Annotated in this window: 15 protein-coding genes and 1 pseudogene; all 16 read left to right on the top strand. The window is 69.7% G+C overall.

Going from position 1 to position 15,346, the window contains the following annotated elements:
- The first annotated feature begins 107 nt into the window (after window positions 1-107).
- Window positions 108-659, top strand: coding sequence for a hypothetical protein (locus GSE44_RS08675; protein ID WP_159348407.1), 552 nt, complete (start codon window positions 108-110; stop codon window positions 657-659).
- Window positions 660-861: 202 nt separating this feature from the next.
- Window positions 862-1,638: pseudogene (gene rpsB / locus GSE44_RS08670) on the top strand (30S ribosomal protein S2); the annotation flags it as partial.
- Window positions 1,639-1,943: 305 nt separating this feature from the next.
- Window positions 1,944-2,858 (top strand): translation elongation factor Ts, encoded by a 915-nt coding sequence (gene tsf / locus GSE44_RS08665; protein ID WP_159348405.1) that lies wholly within the window; start codon window positions 1,944-1,946, stop codon window positions 2,856-2,858.
- Window positions 2,859-3,058: 200 nt separating this feature from the next.
- Complete coding sequence (gene pyrH / locus GSE44_RS08660) at window positions 3,059-3,778, top strand: UMP kinase (protein WP_159348404.1); 720 nt, start codon at window positions 3,059-3,061, stop codon at window positions 3,776-3,778.
- A 10-nt stretch (window positions 3,779-3,788) separates the two neighbouring features.
- Complete coding sequence (gene frr / locus GSE44_RS08655; RefSeq protein ID WP_159348403.1) at window positions 3,789-4,361, top strand: ribosome recycling factor; 573 nt, start codon at window positions 3,789-3,791, stop codon at window positions 4,359-4,361.
- A gap of 13 nt (window positions 4,362-4,374) precedes the next feature.
- The gene (gene uppS, locus GSE44_RS08650; RefSeq protein ID WP_159348402.1) at window positions 4,375-5,124 is read left to right on the top strand and encodes a polyprenyl diphosphate synthase; all 750 of its coding nucleotides are present in this window, start codon (window positions 4,375-4,377) and stop codon (window positions 5,122-5,124) included.
- Between the two features lie 4 nt (window positions 5,125-5,128).
- Window positions 5,129-5,998, top strand: a complete 870-nt coding sequence (locus GSE44_RS08645; RefSeq protein ID WP_235924647.1) for a phosphatidate cytidylyltransferase — start codon at window positions 5,129-5,131, stop codon at window positions 5,996-5,998.
- Between the two features lie 15 nt (window positions 5,999-6,013).
- Window positions 6,014-7,183 (top strand): 1-deoxy-D-xylulose-5-phosphate reductoisomerase, encoded by a 1,170-nt coding sequence (gene dxr / locus GSE44_RS08640; protein ID WP_159348400.1) that lies wholly within the window; start codon window positions 6,014-6,016, stop codon window positions 7,181-7,183.
- A gap of 81 nt (window positions 7,184-7,264) precedes the next feature.
- Window positions 7,265-8,392 (top strand): RIP metalloprotease RseP, encoded by a 1,128-nt coding sequence (gene rseP / locus GSE44_RS08635; RefSeq protein WP_159348399.1) that lies wholly within the window; start codon window positions 7,265-7,267, stop codon window positions 8,390-8,392.
- Between the two features lie 123 nt (window positions 8,393-8,515).
- Window positions 8,516-10,846, top strand: coding sequence for an outer membrane protein assembly factor BamA (bamA, locus tag GSE44_RS08630; RefSeq protein ID WP_159348495.1), 2,331 nt, complete (start codon window positions 8,516-8,518; stop codon window positions 10,844-10,846).
- 26 nt (window positions 10,847-10,872) lie between these two features.
- Complete coding sequence (locus tag GSE44_RS08625; RefSeq protein ID WP_235924646.1) at window positions 10,873-11,688, top strand: OmpH/Skp family outer membrane protein; 816 nt, start codon at window positions 10,873-10,875, stop codon at window positions 11,686-11,688.
- A gap of 4 nt (window positions 11,689-11,692) precedes the next feature.
- Window positions 11,693-12,745 (top strand): UDP-3-O-(3-hydroxymyristoyl)glucosamine N-acyltransferase, encoded by a 1,053-nt coding sequence (gene lpxD / locus GSE44_RS08620; protein ID WP_235924645.1) that lies wholly within the window; start codon window positions 11,693-11,695, stop codon window positions 12,743-12,745.
- A gap of 2 nt (window positions 12,746-12,747) precedes the next feature.
- Window positions 12,748-13,248: a 3-hydroxyacyl-ACP dehydratase FabZ gene (gene fabZ, locus GSE44_RS08615; RefSeq protein WP_159348396.1), complete on the top strand. Its 501-nt coding sequence runs from the start codon at window positions 12,748-12,750 to the stop codon at window positions 13,246-13,248.
- Window positions 13,249-13,250: 2 nt separating this feature from the next.
- Window positions 13,251-14,069 (top strand): acyl-ACP--UDP-N-acetylglucosamine O-acyltransferase, encoded by an 819-nt coding sequence (lpxA, locus tag GSE44_RS08610; protein ID WP_159348395.1) that lies wholly within the window; start codon window positions 13,251-13,253, stop codon window positions 14,067-14,069.
- A gap of 17 nt (window positions 14,070-14,086) precedes the next feature.
- The gene (locus GSE44_RS08605) at window positions 14,087-14,947 is read left to right on the top strand and encodes an LpxI family protein (protein ID WP_159348394.1); all 861 of its coding nucleotides are present in this window, start codon (window positions 14,087-14,089) and stop codon (window positions 14,945-14,947) included.
- A complete protein-coding gene (gene gloA / locus GSE44_RS08600; RefSeq protein ID WP_159348393.1) occupies window positions 14,944-15,345 on the top strand; it encodes a lactoylglutathione lyase in 402 nt (133 codons plus the stop codon). The genes GSE44_RS08605 and gloA overlap by 4 nt, the downstream gene beginning before the upstream one ends.
- Window position 15,346 lies beyond the last annotated feature (1 nt).

The following is a 15,346-nucleotide window of genomic DNA, read 5'->3' as shown; positions in this document are numbered from 1 at the left end:
TGCAGCCCCTATACGCCCAGGCGCTGCCGCTGGACGGCGGGCGGCGCCGTCCCATGTAGTTCATGGGCGCCCTTCTGCGGGCGCGCCGAGATATCCGGGAGCAACCCATGAGCAAGGATTTCCTGGACGAGCGTCGCCGGGCACTGGAGGAGGCGTATTTCGCGCGGCACAACGATGAACTGATCCGCAAGCTGCATGCCTCCGACCCGGACCGCCCGGAGAAGGAGAAGCTGGCCGAAGCCTCCGGGCTGCGGGACGAGGTCCTGCTGGACCGCCTGGTCGCCCTGGGGTTCGGAAGCCGGACCGTTGCGGCCCTGTCCCTGGTCCCGCTTGTCATCGTGGCCTGGTCGGACGGCGTGGTGTGCGACAAGGAGAAGGAGGCCATCCTCCGCGCGGCCAGGGACGCCGGGCTGGATGCGGCGGGGCAGGACCTGCTCTCGCGCTGGCTTGCCTCCGCTCCGCCGCCAGGGCTGCTCGCGGCCTGGACCGATTACGTCCATGCCCTGGCGCCAGAGGTCCGGATCGCCTTGCGGCACAAGGTGATGGGCCGCGCCCGGCAGGTCGCCGAGGCGGCGGGTGGCTTCCTCGGGCTGCTCAGCGGCATCTCGCCACAGGAGGAAAAGGCGCTGGCGAAGCTGGACGCCGCCCTCGCCCATTAAGGCGGAGGGGCGGGGCAACCCTTGCCCAGCCCGGCCCTCCATGCCATATCGCCGCCCGTCGGACGCGGGCCCTGCCCGCGCCCGGCAAATCCGCACGCGGTGCGCCCTTCCGAGATAAGCGGCAGGGTCCGGTCCCCGGGATATCCGGGGTTCAGCGCCGCGGAGGCCCAACCGGATCAATCGGAAGGAAGGAACCGCCATCATGGCGATGCCCGACGTTACCCTGCGCGGCCTGCTCGAGGCCGGCGTCCACTTTGGCCACCACACCCGCCGGTGGAACCCGAAGATGGCGCCCTACATCTTTGGCGTGCGCAACCAGGTGCACATCCTGGACCTGCAGCAGACCGTCCCCCTGCTGGACCGTGCGCTGCGCACCGTCCGTGACGTGGTGGCCGGCGGCGGCCGCGTGCTCTTCGTGGGCACCAAGAAGGCGGCGGCCGACTACGTGGCCGAGGCCGCGACCCGCTGCGGCCAGTACTACGTGAACCACCGTTGGCTGGGCGGCATGCTCACCAACTGGAAGACCATCACGGGCTCCATCAAGCGCCTGAAGCAGATGGACGAGCAGCTCGCCGGCAACACCCAGGGTCTCACCAAGAAGGAGATCCTGATGCTCACCCGTGAGCGCGAGAAGCTTGACCGCGCGCTCGGCGGCATCCGCGAGATGGGCGGGCTGCCCGACCTGATCTTCGTGATCGACACGATCAAGGAGAAGCTGGCAATCGAGGAGGCCAACAAGCTCGGCATCCCCGTGATCGCCGTCTGCGATTCCAACGCCGATCCGTCGGGCGTCGCCTTCCCGATCCCGGGCAATGACGACGCGATCCGCGCCATCAACCTCTACTGCGACATGATGGCCGCCGCCGTGTTCGACGGCATCTCCGCCGAGCTGCAGGCCTCCGGCGTCGATGTCGGCGCCCAGGCCGACCTGCCGGTCGATGCGCTGCCGGAGGAGGATGTCCTGCCGGGTGCCGGCGCGATCCCCGAGACGCTCGGCGGCGCCGAGGTTGCGGACGGTCCGGTCCTGGCCGGCGCCCAGTCCAGCCCGACGGCTGGCGTGGATACCGAGAGCCTGGAGCAGATGGTTCAGAACAACCGCGACGACGGCAACAACGCCGGCTGATCGCTGCCGGCCGGCGGCGGGCCTGTCCGCCCCGGCCTCGCAATGACCTGAACGCGCCGGGGTGGCATTGCCGCCCCGGCGTGACGCATACACGCCGCGCCGCGTGACGGCGGGGGGCCGCCCCCGTCGATCCAGGCGCGCCATAGGACGGGAAGACGAAGATGGCCGAGATCACGGCAGCCATGGTCCGCGACCTGCGCGAGAAGACCGGCGCGGGCATGATGGACGTCAAGAAGGCGCTGGTTGAGAGCAACGGCGACGCGGAAGCCGCGATTGACTGGCTGCGCAAGAAGGGCCTGTCCTCCGCCGCCAAGAAGTCCGGCCGCGTGGCCGCCGAGGGGTTGATCGGCGTTGCCAGCAGCGGCACCAAGGCCGCCATGGTCGAGGTGAATGCCGAAACCGACTTCGTGGCCCGCAACGAGCAGTTCCAGGGCTTCGTCGAGACGGTCGCGAAGATTGCCCTCGAAGCCGGCGAGGATGTGGAGGCCCTGAAGGCAGCCGCCTATCCGGGTGCCGGCCACACGGTCGCTGAGGAGCTGACCCGCCTGATCGCCACCATCGGCGAGAACATGACGATCCGCCGCGCGAAGGTGCTGTCGGTCGGCTCGGGCGCCGTCGCCACCTATGTCCACAGCGCGGTGAAGCCGGGCCTGGGCAAGATCGGCGTGCTGGCCGCCCTCGAGGCTGCCGATGGCGGGGACGCCGTCCTCACGCTGGGCCGCCAGATCGGCATGCATGTCGCCGCCGCCCGCCCGGAGGCGCTGGACATCTCCGCCGTGGATACCTCCGCCCTGGAGCGTGAGCGCGCGGTGCTGACCGAGCAGGCCCAGGCCTCCGGCAAGCCGCCCGCGGTCATCGAGAAGATGGTCGAGGGCCGCATCCGCAAGTACTACGAGGAAGTGGTGCTGCTGGAGCAGGTCTGGGTGCACGACGGCGAGAGCCGCGTGAAGGCCGTGGTGCAGAAGGCCGGCGCCACGCTGGTCGGCTTCGCCCGCTTCCAGCTCGGCGAGGGCATCGAGAAGGAGACGTCCGACTTCGCCGCCGAGGTGGCTGCCGCCGCCGGCACCGGCGGTTGAGCCTCCGGCCGGGCGACCCGCTTGCCCGGCCACGCCTCATGGCTCCGTCTCCCGGCCCCCAGCCCATGGGGAGTCTCGGTATCCTCCGCCGGACGCAGCGCGCCCGTCGGCCACTGCCACAAGACCGCCCGCCGGGCCGGCGCCTTGCCGGAACGGTTGGGCGCGATTAACTTCGCCAGCCCCCGGGACCGCCAACGAGAATGACCAGCCTCCGCTACAAGCGTGTCCTGCTGAAGGTTTCGGGCGAGGCCCTGATGGGCAAGGGCTCCTATGGCCTTGACAGCGCCACGGTGAACGCCATCGCCGAAGATATTTCTTCGGTGACGCAGCTCGGCATCCAGGTTGGGCTGGTGATCGGCGGCGGCAACATCTTTCGGGGCGTCTCCGGCGCCGCCGCCGGTATGGACCGAGCCCAGGCTGACGGCATGGGCATGCTGGCCACCGTCATCAACGCCCTCGCCATGCAGAACGCGCTGGAAAAGGCGGGTGTGCCGACCCGCGTGCAATCCGCTATCCCCATGGCCAGCCTCTGCGAGCCCTTCATCCGCCGGCGCGCTGAGCGCCATATGGAGAAGGGGCGGGTTGTGATCTTCGCCGCCGGAACGGGAAATCCCTACTTCACCACCGATACTGCGGCCGCCCTCCGTGCCGCCGAGATGGGCTGCGACGCGTTGCTGAAGGGCACGCAGGTGGATGGCGTGTACACCGCCGACCCGCGCAAGGATCCGCTCGCCGAGCGCTATGAGCAGCTGACCTATCTCGACATGCTGGCGCGCGACCTCGCCGTGATGGATGCAGCCGCCATCTCGCTCGCCCGCGAGAACAAGCTTCCGATCATCGTCTTCAATATCCACGAGCCGGGTGCCTTCACCGCCGTCATGAAGGGCGAGGGGCGATTCACCACGGTTCACGAGAGCTGAGGGATCCGCCATGGCTGCGCCCGCCGACTTCACCGAGCTTCGCAAGGACCTGGTCCGCCGCATGGACGGCGCGCTCGAGACACTGCGCAAGGAGTTCTCCGGCCTCCGCACCGGCCGAGCGAGCCCCGCGCTGCTGGAGCCGATCCGCGTCGAGGCCTATGGCACCAACCAGCCGCTGGGCCAGGTGGCGAACATCTCCATTGCCGGCCCCGGCCTGCTCTCGGTGCAGGTCTGGGACAAGTCGGTCACCAAGGCGGTGGAGGTCGCGATCCGCGATGCCAACCTGGGACTGAACCCGCAGGCCGAGGGGCAGGTCATCCGCGTGCCGCTGCCGCCGCTGACGCAGGAGCGCCGCAACGACCTGGCGAAGCAGGCGGCGAAATACGCCGAGGCCACCAAGGTCTCGATCCGCGGCGTGCGTCGGGACGGGATGGAGCAGATCAAGGGCTGGGAAACCAAGTCCGAGATCTCAAAGGACGATGCCAAGCGCTGGTCGGACGATGTGCAGAAGCTGACGGACGAGTACGTCAAGAAGGTGGATGTCCAGCTCGCCGAGAAGGAAAAGGACATCAAGGCCGTCTGAGCCGCCCGAACCCATGAGCGCCGCGAGCCAGCCCATTCGGAACAGGGGAGAGACGACTCCCCCCGCCCCCACCCATGTCGGGATCATCATGGATGGCAATGGCCGCTGGGCCGCGGCCCGTGGTGTGCCGCGCGCGCTGGGCCACAAGGCCGGGGCGGAGGCGACGCGCCGCGCTATCGAGGCGGCCGGGGAGCTGGGCGTCTCCTGGCTCACCCTCTTCGCCTTCAGCAGCGAAAACTGGCGCCGCCCCGCCGACGAGGTGCGCGACCTGACCGGGCTGATGCGCCACTACCTCCGGCACGAGGTGGGGCAGCTGGTGGAGCAGGGCGTCCGGCTGCGGATCATCGGCGACCGATCGGCCTTCGGCCCGGGCATGCAGGCCGAGATCGAGCAGGCCGAGACGGTCACCGCCGGCAATGCGCGGCTGAACCTGAATGTGGCCCTGTCCTATGGTGGGCGGGCGGAGATCGCGAAGGCCGCTGGGGCGCTGGCCCGCCGCGCCGCCGCCGGCGAAATCGACCCGGCTTCGATCGACGAAGCGGCCCTGGCCGCCCATCTGGATACGGCCGGCATGCCGGACCCGGACCTGATCATCCGCACCTCGGGCGAATCGCGCATCTCGAACTTCCTGCTCTGGCAATGCGCCTATGCTGAACTGGTCTTCCAGCCAGTGCTCTGGCCCGATTACGGTGCGGAGCACCTGCGGGAGGCGGTGGCCGAGTTCCACCGGCGCGATCGCCGCTTCGGCGCCCGGACGGGCTGACCCGGTGAGCGAGGCGAGCCCCGCACCCCAGGCGACCGCGAAGCCGGGCAAGAACTGGCGGGACCTCCGGAAGCGGGCGCTCTCGGCCATCCTGCTGGCGCCCGCCGCGCTGCTCTGCGTCTGGCTCGGCGCCAATGCCTATACTGTGCTGCTGGCCCTGGGGGCCGCCATCCTCACCTGGGAATGGGTCCATCTCTGCGGCCTGAAGACGGCGAAGATGCCGGGGGCGGGGGTGCCGGTCGCGGTCTTCCTCGCTGGCACGCTGGCTGTACTCGAATTGCCGCTGGCCTCCTGGCTCGTGCTGCTCGCCGGCTTCCTGCTGACCTGGGCCTGGGCGGAGCGGCTGCGTGGCCGGGACCGCCCAGGGCAACCGGCGCTGCGCCTGGCGCTGGGCGTGCTCTATATCGGCGTTGCCGGGCTCTGCCTGATCGAGTTGCGGCATGAGAACGAGGCGGGGCGGGCGAACCTGCTCTTCCTGCTGCTGGTCGTCTGGGCCAGCGACATCGGGGCCTATCTGGCCGGCCGGGCCTTCGGCGGACCGCTGCTCTGGGCGCAGGTCTCGCCGGCCAAGACTTGGACGGGCGCGGCCGGCGGGCTGCTCCTGGCCATGGGCATCGGCAGCGTCGTCGCGGTACACCTCGCCCCGGGCAGCCCCTGGCGAGCCGCGGCGGCGGCGGCGGTGCTCGCGGTCGCGACCCAGGCGGGGGATCTTCTGGAATCGGCCATCAAGCGCCATTTCAAGGTCAAGGACACGTCCAGCCTGATTCCGGGGCATGGCGGGCTGCTGGACCGGTTGGACGGGTTGCTCGCGGCTGCGCCCGCCGCGATGATCCTGGCCCTGCTGATCGGCTACGGTGGCGCACTTTGGCGCTGATTCAAGGGCGCTGACATGACCCGGAGCATCACCATCCTCGGGGCCACCGGATCGGTCGGCCGAAGCACGGCCGCCTTGCTCGAGGCGGCGCCGGATGGCGCCTTCGCCGTCGAGGCGCTGGTCGCCGGACGTGACGCGGCGGCCCTGGCCACCATGGCCCGCCGCCTGCGGGCCCGCATCGCCGTGCTGGCAGACCCCGCCGGCCTGCCCGCCCTGCGCGAGGCGCTTGCCGGAAGCGGCATCGAGGCGGCTGCGGGGGGGGCGGCAGTGATCGAGGCCGCGTCCCGCCCGGCGGACTGGACCATGGCCGCCATTGTCGGCGCCGCCGGGCTGAAGCCGATCCTCGCGGCCCTGGCGCGCGGCGGCACCCTGGCCCTGGCGAACAAGGAGGCGCTGGTCTGCGCGGGCGAAATCGTGCTGCGTGCCGCCGAGGCGACGGGCGCGACCATCCTTCCGGTGGACTCCGAACACAACGCGATCTTTCAGGCGCTCGACGCCCGCGACCCCACCATGGTGGAGCGGATCATCCTGACCGCCTCAGGCGGCCCCTTCCGCACCGCCTCCGAGGCCGAGATGCGGGACGCGACCCCCGCCCAGGCGGTGCGCCACCCGGTCTGGTCCATGGGCGCCAAGATCAGCATCGACAGCGCCACCATGTTCAACAAGGGACTGGAACTGATCGAGGCCGCGCGGCTCTTCCCAGTGCCGGCCGAGCGGATCGAGGTGCTGGTCCATCCGCAATCCGCGGTGCACGGGCTGGTGCAATATGCCGACGGCTCGCTGCTCGCCCAGCTCGGGACGCCCGACATGCGCACGCCCATCGCCCATGCCCTGGCCTGGCCGGGTCGCATGCAGGCCGATGTTCCGCGGCTGGACCTGGCCGCCTTGTCCCGGCTCGAATTCTCCGCACCCGACGCGATCCGCTTCCCGGCCTTGCGCCTGGCGCGGGAGGCCTTGCTTGCCGGGGGTGGGGCCCCCACCATCCTGAATGCGGCGAATGAGGTGGCGGTGGAACGCTTCCTGTCCGGGTGTCTCGGCTTCCTCGAGATCGCCCGGGTGGTGGAGGAGACCATGTCCCAGCTCGGCGCTCCGCCGGTGGCGGCGCTGGACTCGGTGCTGGCGCTCGATGCCGAGTCCCGCGCGGCAGCCGCACGGATCGCCGGACGGCTTCGCGAAGCCGTCTGAACAAAGACGAATTAGGTCGGCCCACGCACCGGCGACGCCTGAACCCGGCCCCTTCCGAGCCGCCCAACCAGAGAGACCAAGGTGGATTTCCTTCCCGACCCCTTCCGCACCATCCTGGCCTTCGTGGTCGTGCTGGGCGTGCTCGTCTTCTTCCACGAGCTCGGCCACTACGCCGCGGCCCGCTGGCGCGGCATTCATGTGGAGAAGTTCGCCATCGGATTTGGCCGCCCGCTTGCCGCCTGGACCGACAAGCGCGGTACGGACTGGCAGGTTGGCTGGCTGCCCCTCGGCGGCTATGTGAAGCTCTATGGCCAGGAAGGCGCGGGCGATGTGACCGACTCGGCCGATGTGGCGCCAGAGCATGACCCCCGCGGCCCGCGGTTCCACGACAAGCCGGTTGGCGATCGCGCCATCGTGGTGGCGGCGGGGCCGATCGCGAACTTCGTCCTGGCCGCGGTGCTCTTCTCCGCGCTGTTCATCGCGGTGGGGCGGCCGGTGGGCACCACCACCGTCGCGTCCGTGGTCGCGGGTGGCGCGGCCCAGACGGCGGGGCTGCAGCCGGGCGACCGGATCCTGGCGCTGGACGATGACCCCGTCAGCCGCTTCGAGCAGGTGCAGGCTCATATTCAGCCGCGCGCCGGGCAGCCCGTCCGCATCCGGCTGCAGCGGGAGGGGCAGGAGCTGACCGTCACCGCCGTCCCGACACCGCGCCCTGGCGCGGCCGAGGGCACGCAGCCGGTCGGCATGCTGGGAATCGGTGGCGGTGTGCCCTCCTATGAGCGCACGGACCCGCTGACGGCCATCTGGGGCGGTATTTCCTACACGGCCGAGGTCACGGTGCAGACCCTGGCCGGCATCTGGCAGATGATCTCCGGCCAGCGCGGCTCCGAGGAGATCGGCGGGCCGCTGCGGATTGCCCAGCTCTCGGGGCAGGTGGCGAGCCTGGGCCTCTCCAGCCTCGTCTCCTTCATGGCGATCCTCTCGGTGAACCTGGCCCTAATCAACCTCTTCCCGATTCCCGTGCTGGATGGCGGGCATCTGGTGTTCTACGCGCTGGAGGCCATCCGTGGGCGGCCGCTGCCCCCGCGGGCGGTGGAGTACGGCTTCCGCGCCGGACTGGCCGTGCTGGCGACGTTGTTCATTTTCGCGACATGGAATGACCTTGCGAGCTTCGGGCTCTTCCGCTGGGTGGGCGGTCTGTTCGGCTGAACGGCGAGTTTTTTCCGGACGCTGGGGCGCAAACCTTCGCGGGGGTGGCAAGCTGCGGCCCTTGCCGCTAGGTTGCGGCCCCGCGAACCGGAACCGCCGGCACAGGAAACCGCCTTGCACGTCATGCCTTTCTCCCGGGCCCTTCTGCTGGCCGCCACCTGCCTGGTTCCCGTCGTCGCGGCGACCGGTGCAGAGGCGCAGCAACGCCGCCCCGCCCCGCAGCGTCCGGCGGCTGCCCGCCCGGCCTCCGGCATTGTCCAGGGCATCGACATCCAGGGCAATCAGCGCATCGAGGCGGAGACGATCCGCTCCTACATGCTGCTGCAGCCGGGCGACGCCTTCGAGGAGGACCGACTGGATCGCTCCCTCCGCACACTCTTCGCCACCGGCCTGTTCCGCGACGTGCGCGTCGGCCGGCAGGGCGACCGAATCCTGGTGCAGGTCGAGGAGAACCCGATCGTCAACCGGGTCGCCTTCGAAGGGAACAGCAAGCTCAACGACGACGTGCTGCGCAACGAGGTGCAGCTCCGGGCACGCTCGGTCTACACGCCGCAGGCGGCGCAGGCGGATCGCAACCGGCTGATCGAGATCTATGCGCGGCGCGGCCGGCTCTCCGCGACCGTCGAGCCGAAGATCATCCAGCTCGACCAGAACCGCGTCGACATCGTTTACGAGATCGCCGAAGGCAATGTGGCCCTGGTGAGCCGCATCAACTTCGTCGGCAACCGCTCCTATTCCGATAGCCGGCTGAAGGAGATCGTGTCCACGCGCGAGGCAGCCTGGTACCGGCCCTTCAGCAGCAGCGACACCTACGAGCCCGAGCGCCTGAACTTCGACCGCGAGCTGCTGCGCCGCTTCTACCTGCGCCAGGGCTATGCCGATGTGAACATCACCGGCGGCACTGCGGAGCTCTCGCCCGACCGCTCCGGCTTCTTCGTGACCTATACAGTCGACGAGGGCCGCCGCTACCGGATCGGAAAGGTCGAGACGACCTCCTCGCTGCGCAATGTCACGGCGGCGCAGCTGCAGAACCGCGTCGATGTCTCGGCCGGCGACTGGTACGACGGTGACGCGGTGGAGCGCACCGCCGAAACCCTGTCGGACCGCGCCAATCAGCTCGGCGCGCCCTTTGTCGAGGTGACGCCGCGCATCGTCCGCAACACGGAAGCCGGCACGGTCGACATCACCTTCGAGGTGAAGGAGGGCAACCGCCTCTATGTCGAGCGCATCGACATCACGGGCAATGTCCGCACCCAGGACCGCGTGATCCGCCGCGAGTTCCGCCTGGCCGAGGGCGACGCCTTCAACGCCGCTCAGGTCCGCCGCTCGCGCCAGCGCATCCGCGACCTCGGCTACTTCAGCGACGCCACCATCTCCAGCAACCCGGGCTCCGCCCCGGATCGTGTGGTGCTGGGTGCCAACGTCACCGAGCGGGCGACGGGCGAAGTGTCGCTCGGTGGCGGCTACTCGACGGACGCCGGCGCCCTGGCGGATGTGGGTCTGCGTGAGCGCAACCTGCTCGGCACGGGTATTGACGCGCGCATCAACGGCGTGCTCGCGGAGCGCCGCAGCCAGCTCGACCTGTCGGTCACGGATCCGTCCTTCCTCGACCGCAACCTCGCGCTCGGGGCGGACGTGTTCTACATCACGCGAGACCTGCTGGATTACTCGGGCTACCGCGAGCGCCGTTATGGCTTCTCGCTGCGGGCGGGCTACGAGTTCAACGAGTACCTGCGGCAGTCCTGGGCCTATACCCTGTCGAACCGCAACATCTTCGACGTCGATCCGAATGCGTCGCTCTACATCCGCGAGCAGCTCGGCACGACGCTGCTGTCGCAGATCGGCCAGACGCTCACCTATGACCGCCGCGACAGCCGCCTCGATCCGCATAGCGGCTACCTGATCCGCCTTGGCACCGACGTGGCCGGCCTGGGCGGCGACGTGAACTATGTCCGCGCGCGGGTCGACGGTGCCTATTACATCCCGTTCGAGCGTCTCCTTGGCGACCCAAACTATGTGCTCGCGATCACCGGCTCCGTCGGCATCCTGGAATCCTTCGGCGGCAAGAGGGAGCGGATCGTGGACCGCTTCTTCCTCGGCGGCGAGAACCTGCGCGGCTTTGAGACGGCGGGCGCCGGCCCGCGAGACCTGGCGACGCAGGACAGCCTCGGCGGCCGCTTCCTCTACACCCAGACCACCGAGTTCCGCTTCCCGCTACCGCTTCCGGAGGAGGTCGGCATCACCGGCCGCGCCTTCGTGGATATCGGCGGGCTGAGCGGCTCCTCTTCGGGCGCGGGCGTGGTGGATGACTCCTCGCCGCGCGTCGGCGCGGGCGTTGGCGTGTCCTGGCGCAGCCCGTTCGGGCTGATCAACCTCGACTTCGCCCAGGCCGTGGTGAAGAAGTCCTACGACGAGACGCAGTTCTTCCGCTTCGGCTTCGGCACGCGGTTCTGAGAACGAAGAAGACTGGAGTTCCCATGATGTCCGCGCGCCCTGCGCTCGCCGCCTTCGCTGCCCTCCTCATCCCGGTGCTGTCGCCTGCAGGCGGCGCGCTGGCGCAATCCGATCCCGGCTACTTCATCCCGCCGCAGGGGCGTCCGGCCCAGGCGCAGCCGCGCCCGGCGCAGGCCCAGCCGACGCGGCCACAAGCCCAGCAGCAGCGCCCGCAACAGCGCCCGCAGCCCAACCCTGCGCCGCTACCCCCCGGTCAGCCGCCGCCGGCCGCGGTGATCGGCATCGTGGACGTGCCCGAGATTCAGCGGAATTCGACCGCCTTCAACAGCGTGCGCGAAGAAATTGAGAAGCGCCGCCAGAAGCTGAACGAGGACCTGCAACGTGAGCAGACCCGCTGGCGCGAGGAGCAGCAGGCCCTGGCGAACCAGCGCACGACGCTGAATCCCGACCAGCTCCGCCAGAAGGAGCGGGAGTTGCAGGAGCGGATTACCGACAGCCAGCGCGTCTTCCGCGACCGTTCCCGCGCGATCGAGCAGGTAGCCCAGGCCGCGCTGCAGGAGATCGAGCAGGCGATGGCCGTGGTGGTGCGCCAGGTGGCGGCTAGCCGCAACGTGAACCTCGTCCTGCCGCGCCCGCTGGTGATCTTCAATGACGCGCCCTTCGACCTGACGGACGAGATCAGTCAGCAGGTGAACCGCGTGCTGCGCAGCGTGAACCTGCCGCCGGATGGCCAGGCTCCGGCGCAGCCGGCGGCCCAGTCCGGTCAGCAGGGCGGCCAAGCCCCCGCGCAGCGCCCCGCCCAGGCGCCTGCCCAGCCTCCCGCCCAGCAGCAACGCCGGTAGTCTCGTGGCAGCGGATTCCCGCTTCCACCCGACCGCCGGTCCCCTGCCGCTTGCGCGCCTCGCAGAGGCCGCCGGGATTGCCGTGCCGGCAGGAACCGGGGAGCGTCTCTTCTCCAGTGTGGGGACGCTCCAGTCGGCGGGGCCGGACGACGTGTCCTTTCTGGACCATCGGCGCTGGCTGCCGTCGCTGAGGGAGAGCCGGGCAGGCGCCGTCGTGCTGGCCGCGGAGAACTTGCACGCGGTGCCCGAGGGCATGATCGCCCTGGTGTCGCCCTCGCCCTTGCAGGCCTTCTCGCGCATCGCGGCCGCGCTCCACCCGCCGCAGGCGACGACTGGCAGGCGTCACCCCACCGCCGTCGTCGCAGGGACAGCCGAGATCGGGGAAGGGTGCGAGATCGGCCCCTATGCGGTGATCGAGGATGGGGCGGTGATCGGCCCGCGCAGCCTTATCGGGCCGCATGCCCATATTGGCCCCAACTGCGTGTTCGGCGCCGATTGCCGCATCCTTTCCCACGTTACCGTGACCCATTGCCTGGCGGGCGACCGCGTGACGCTGAATCCTGGTGCCCGGATCGGGAGCGAGGGCTTCGGCTTCACCACCGCACAGGGCGAGCATGTCACTGTGCCCCAGCTTGGCCGGGTGATCCTGGGCGATGGGGTCGAGGTGGGCGCGAATGCCTGCATCGACCGCGGCTCGGGCAACGACACGGTCGTCGGGCCGGGAACGCGGCTGGATAATCTCACCATGCTGGGGCACAACGTCCGGACGGGGCGCGGCTGCATCATCGTGGCGCAGGCCGGGATCTCCGGCTCCACTGCGATCGGCGATTTCGTGGTCGTGGCGGCCCAGGCGGGGCTCGCCGGGCACCTCACGGTCGGCGACCAGGCGAGGATCGGCGCCCAGGCCGGCGTCATGTCCGATGTGCCTGCCGGGCTGGATGTGCTGGGAACCCCCGCCATTCCGATCCGGGATGCACTTCGGTCCTTCTCGGCCCTGCGCAAGCTGGGCCAATCGAAGTCGGCCACGCGGACGGCGGAAGCAAAGACGAGCGATTGATCATGTCGGACAGCGACGCAGCGGCGCCGGAGAGCGCAACAGGGGAGGGGGTCGGCGAAACGCGCTCCACCCTGGATATAGCCCAGATCATGGAGGCGATCCCCCACCGGTTCCCCTTCCTGCTGGTGGACCGGGTGGTAGAGATGATCCCCGGCGTCAGCGCCGTGGGCATCAAGAACGTCTCCATCAACGAGCACGTGTTCCAGGGCCATTTTCCGCGCCATCCCGTCTTCCCGGGCGTGATGATCATCGAATGCATGGCCCAGACGGCCGGCGTGCTGGTGGTGGAGACGCTGGGGCCGGCGGCGCGGGGCAAGCTGGTCTATTTCATGTCGGTCGAGGGCGCGAAGTTCCGCAAGCCCGTGGTACCGGGCGACCAGATGCGGGTGCATGTCACCAAGGAACGCCAGCGCGGCAATGTCTGGAAGTTTTCGGCCCAGGCCAAGGTGGATGGCGCCGTCGTGGCCGAGGCCACCTATGCAGCCATGATTCTGGACAGCTAGTCGTGGGCAATATCCATCCTACGGCGATCATTGCCGAGGGCGCGCGCATCGCCGCCAGCGCCACGATCGGCCCATATGCCACGGTTGGCGCACAGGTTGTGCTGGATGAGGGCGTGCAGATCGGTGCCCATGCGGTGCTGGACGGCATCACCCATCTGGCCGAGGGCGTGCAGATCCTTCCCTTCGCCTCGGTGGGCCTGCCGCCGCAGGACCTGAAGTACAAGGGCGAGCCTACCCGCGTGGAGATCGGCCCCCGCACCGTGGTGCGTGAGCATGCGACAGTGCATCGCGGCAGCATCACGGGCGAGGGAGTGACGCGCCTCGGCGCCGACTGCCTGATCATGTGCGTTGCCCATGTGGGGCATGACTGCGTACTGGCGGATCGGGTGATCCTCGCCAACAACGTCATGCTCGGTGGCCATGTGCATATCGGCGACACGGTCTTTGTCGGCGGCGGCACGGCCATCCACCAGTCGGTGCGGATCGGGCGCCATGCGGTGATCGGCGGCATGAGCGGCGTGGAGCGGGACGTGATCCCCTTCGGCTCCTGCATGGGCAACCGAGCCCGGCTGATCGGGCTGAACCTGATCGGCCTCAAGCGCCGCGGCTTCGGGCGGGAGGCGATCAACGCGCTTCGGGCCGCCTATCGTGGCCTGTTCCTCGGCCGCGGCACTTTCGAGGCCCGCATGGCGCTGGTGGCGCAGGACCAGGGGGCGCAGGCTCAGGTTGCCGAGATCCTGTCCTTCATCGGAGAGCCCAGCCGGCGCGGCCTGATGCGGGCTGGCCGGCAGGTGGACGAGTCCGAGGCCGAGGCAGCCTGAGCCAGGATCCTGACAGGGTGAACGAAGCTCCCATCGCCATCGTCGCCGGTGGCGGCGCCATGCCGTTGCGCGTGGCCGCCGCCTGCCGTGCCATGGGGCGACCCTACGTAGCGGTGCTACTGGAGGACTTCGCCCGCCCCGCCGAATGGCCGGGGGTGCGGCAGATCACCATCCGCATGGGCGCAGTTGGCCAGGCGCTGGACTGGCTGAAGGCGCAGGGCGCGCGGCAGATCGTGCTGGTGGGCGATGTGCGCCGTCCCTCCATCCTGTCGCTGCGGCCGGATGCCGGGGCGGCGAAGCATCTCGCCCGAATCGGCATGCGCGCCTTCAGCGGCGATGACAGCCTGCTTTCCGCCGTGCGTGAGGTGCTGCGCGAGGAGGGCTTCGAGCCGGTCGGCCCGACGCGCTTCCTGAAGGAGGCTCAGTCCCCACCCGGGCTGCTGACCCGCGCCGCGCCGGATGGCGGCGCCATGGCGGATATCGTCCGCGGCGTCGCCGTGGTTCGCGCGCTCGGCTCGGTAGATGTGGGGCAGGGGGCGGTGGTGCAGCAGGGCCTCGTCCTCGGCGTCGAGGCGATCGAGGGCACGGATGCCCTGCTGGCCCGCGCGCGCGAATTGCGGCGCGAAGGGCCGGGCGGTGTGCTGGTGAAGCTGGTGAAGCCCGGCCAGGACCGGGAGGTGGACATGCCCGCCCTTGGCCCGCGCACGGTGGCGGGCGCCATCGCCGCCGGGCTTTCCGGGATCGCCTTCGAGGCCGATGGCGCGTTGCTGGTGGATCGCGACCGGATGGTCGAGCAGGCGAATTCTGCCGGACTCTTCCTTCTCGCCATCCGCCCGGATGACCATGTGCGGGCCGCGACAACAGGAGCCGCGAGATGAGCGATACCCCGAAGGGCAAGTTCCTCCACACCATGATCCGGGTCGGCGACCTGGACCGCAGCGTGGAATTCTACACGCGCATGTTCGGCATGCGGGAGCTTCGCCGACGCGACGTGCCCGAGGGCAAGTACACCCTCTCCTTCGTCGGCTATGGCGGCAACGAGGCCGGTGAGGGCGAGATTGAGCTCACCTACAATTATGGTGTGGACAAGTACGACCTCGGCGGCGCCTTCGGGCATCTCGCCATCGGCGTGCCGGATGTCGCAGGCGCCTGCGAGGCCATTCGCTCAGCGGGCGGCAAGGTGGTGCGCGAGGCCGGGCCGGTGCAGCACGGCACGACCATCATCGCCTTCGTCGAGGATCCGGACGGCTACAAGATCGAGCTGATCCAGCGCTGAG

Origin of the sequence: Muricoccus harenae (assembly GCF_009848505.1) — a bacterium.
GTDB lineage: Bacteria > Pseudomonadota > Alphaproteobacteria > Acetobacterales > Acetobacteraceae > Roseomonas > Roseomonas harenae.
Note: the sequence above shows the minus strand (reverse complement) of the source record. Positions and strands in the feature narration are given on the sequence as shown.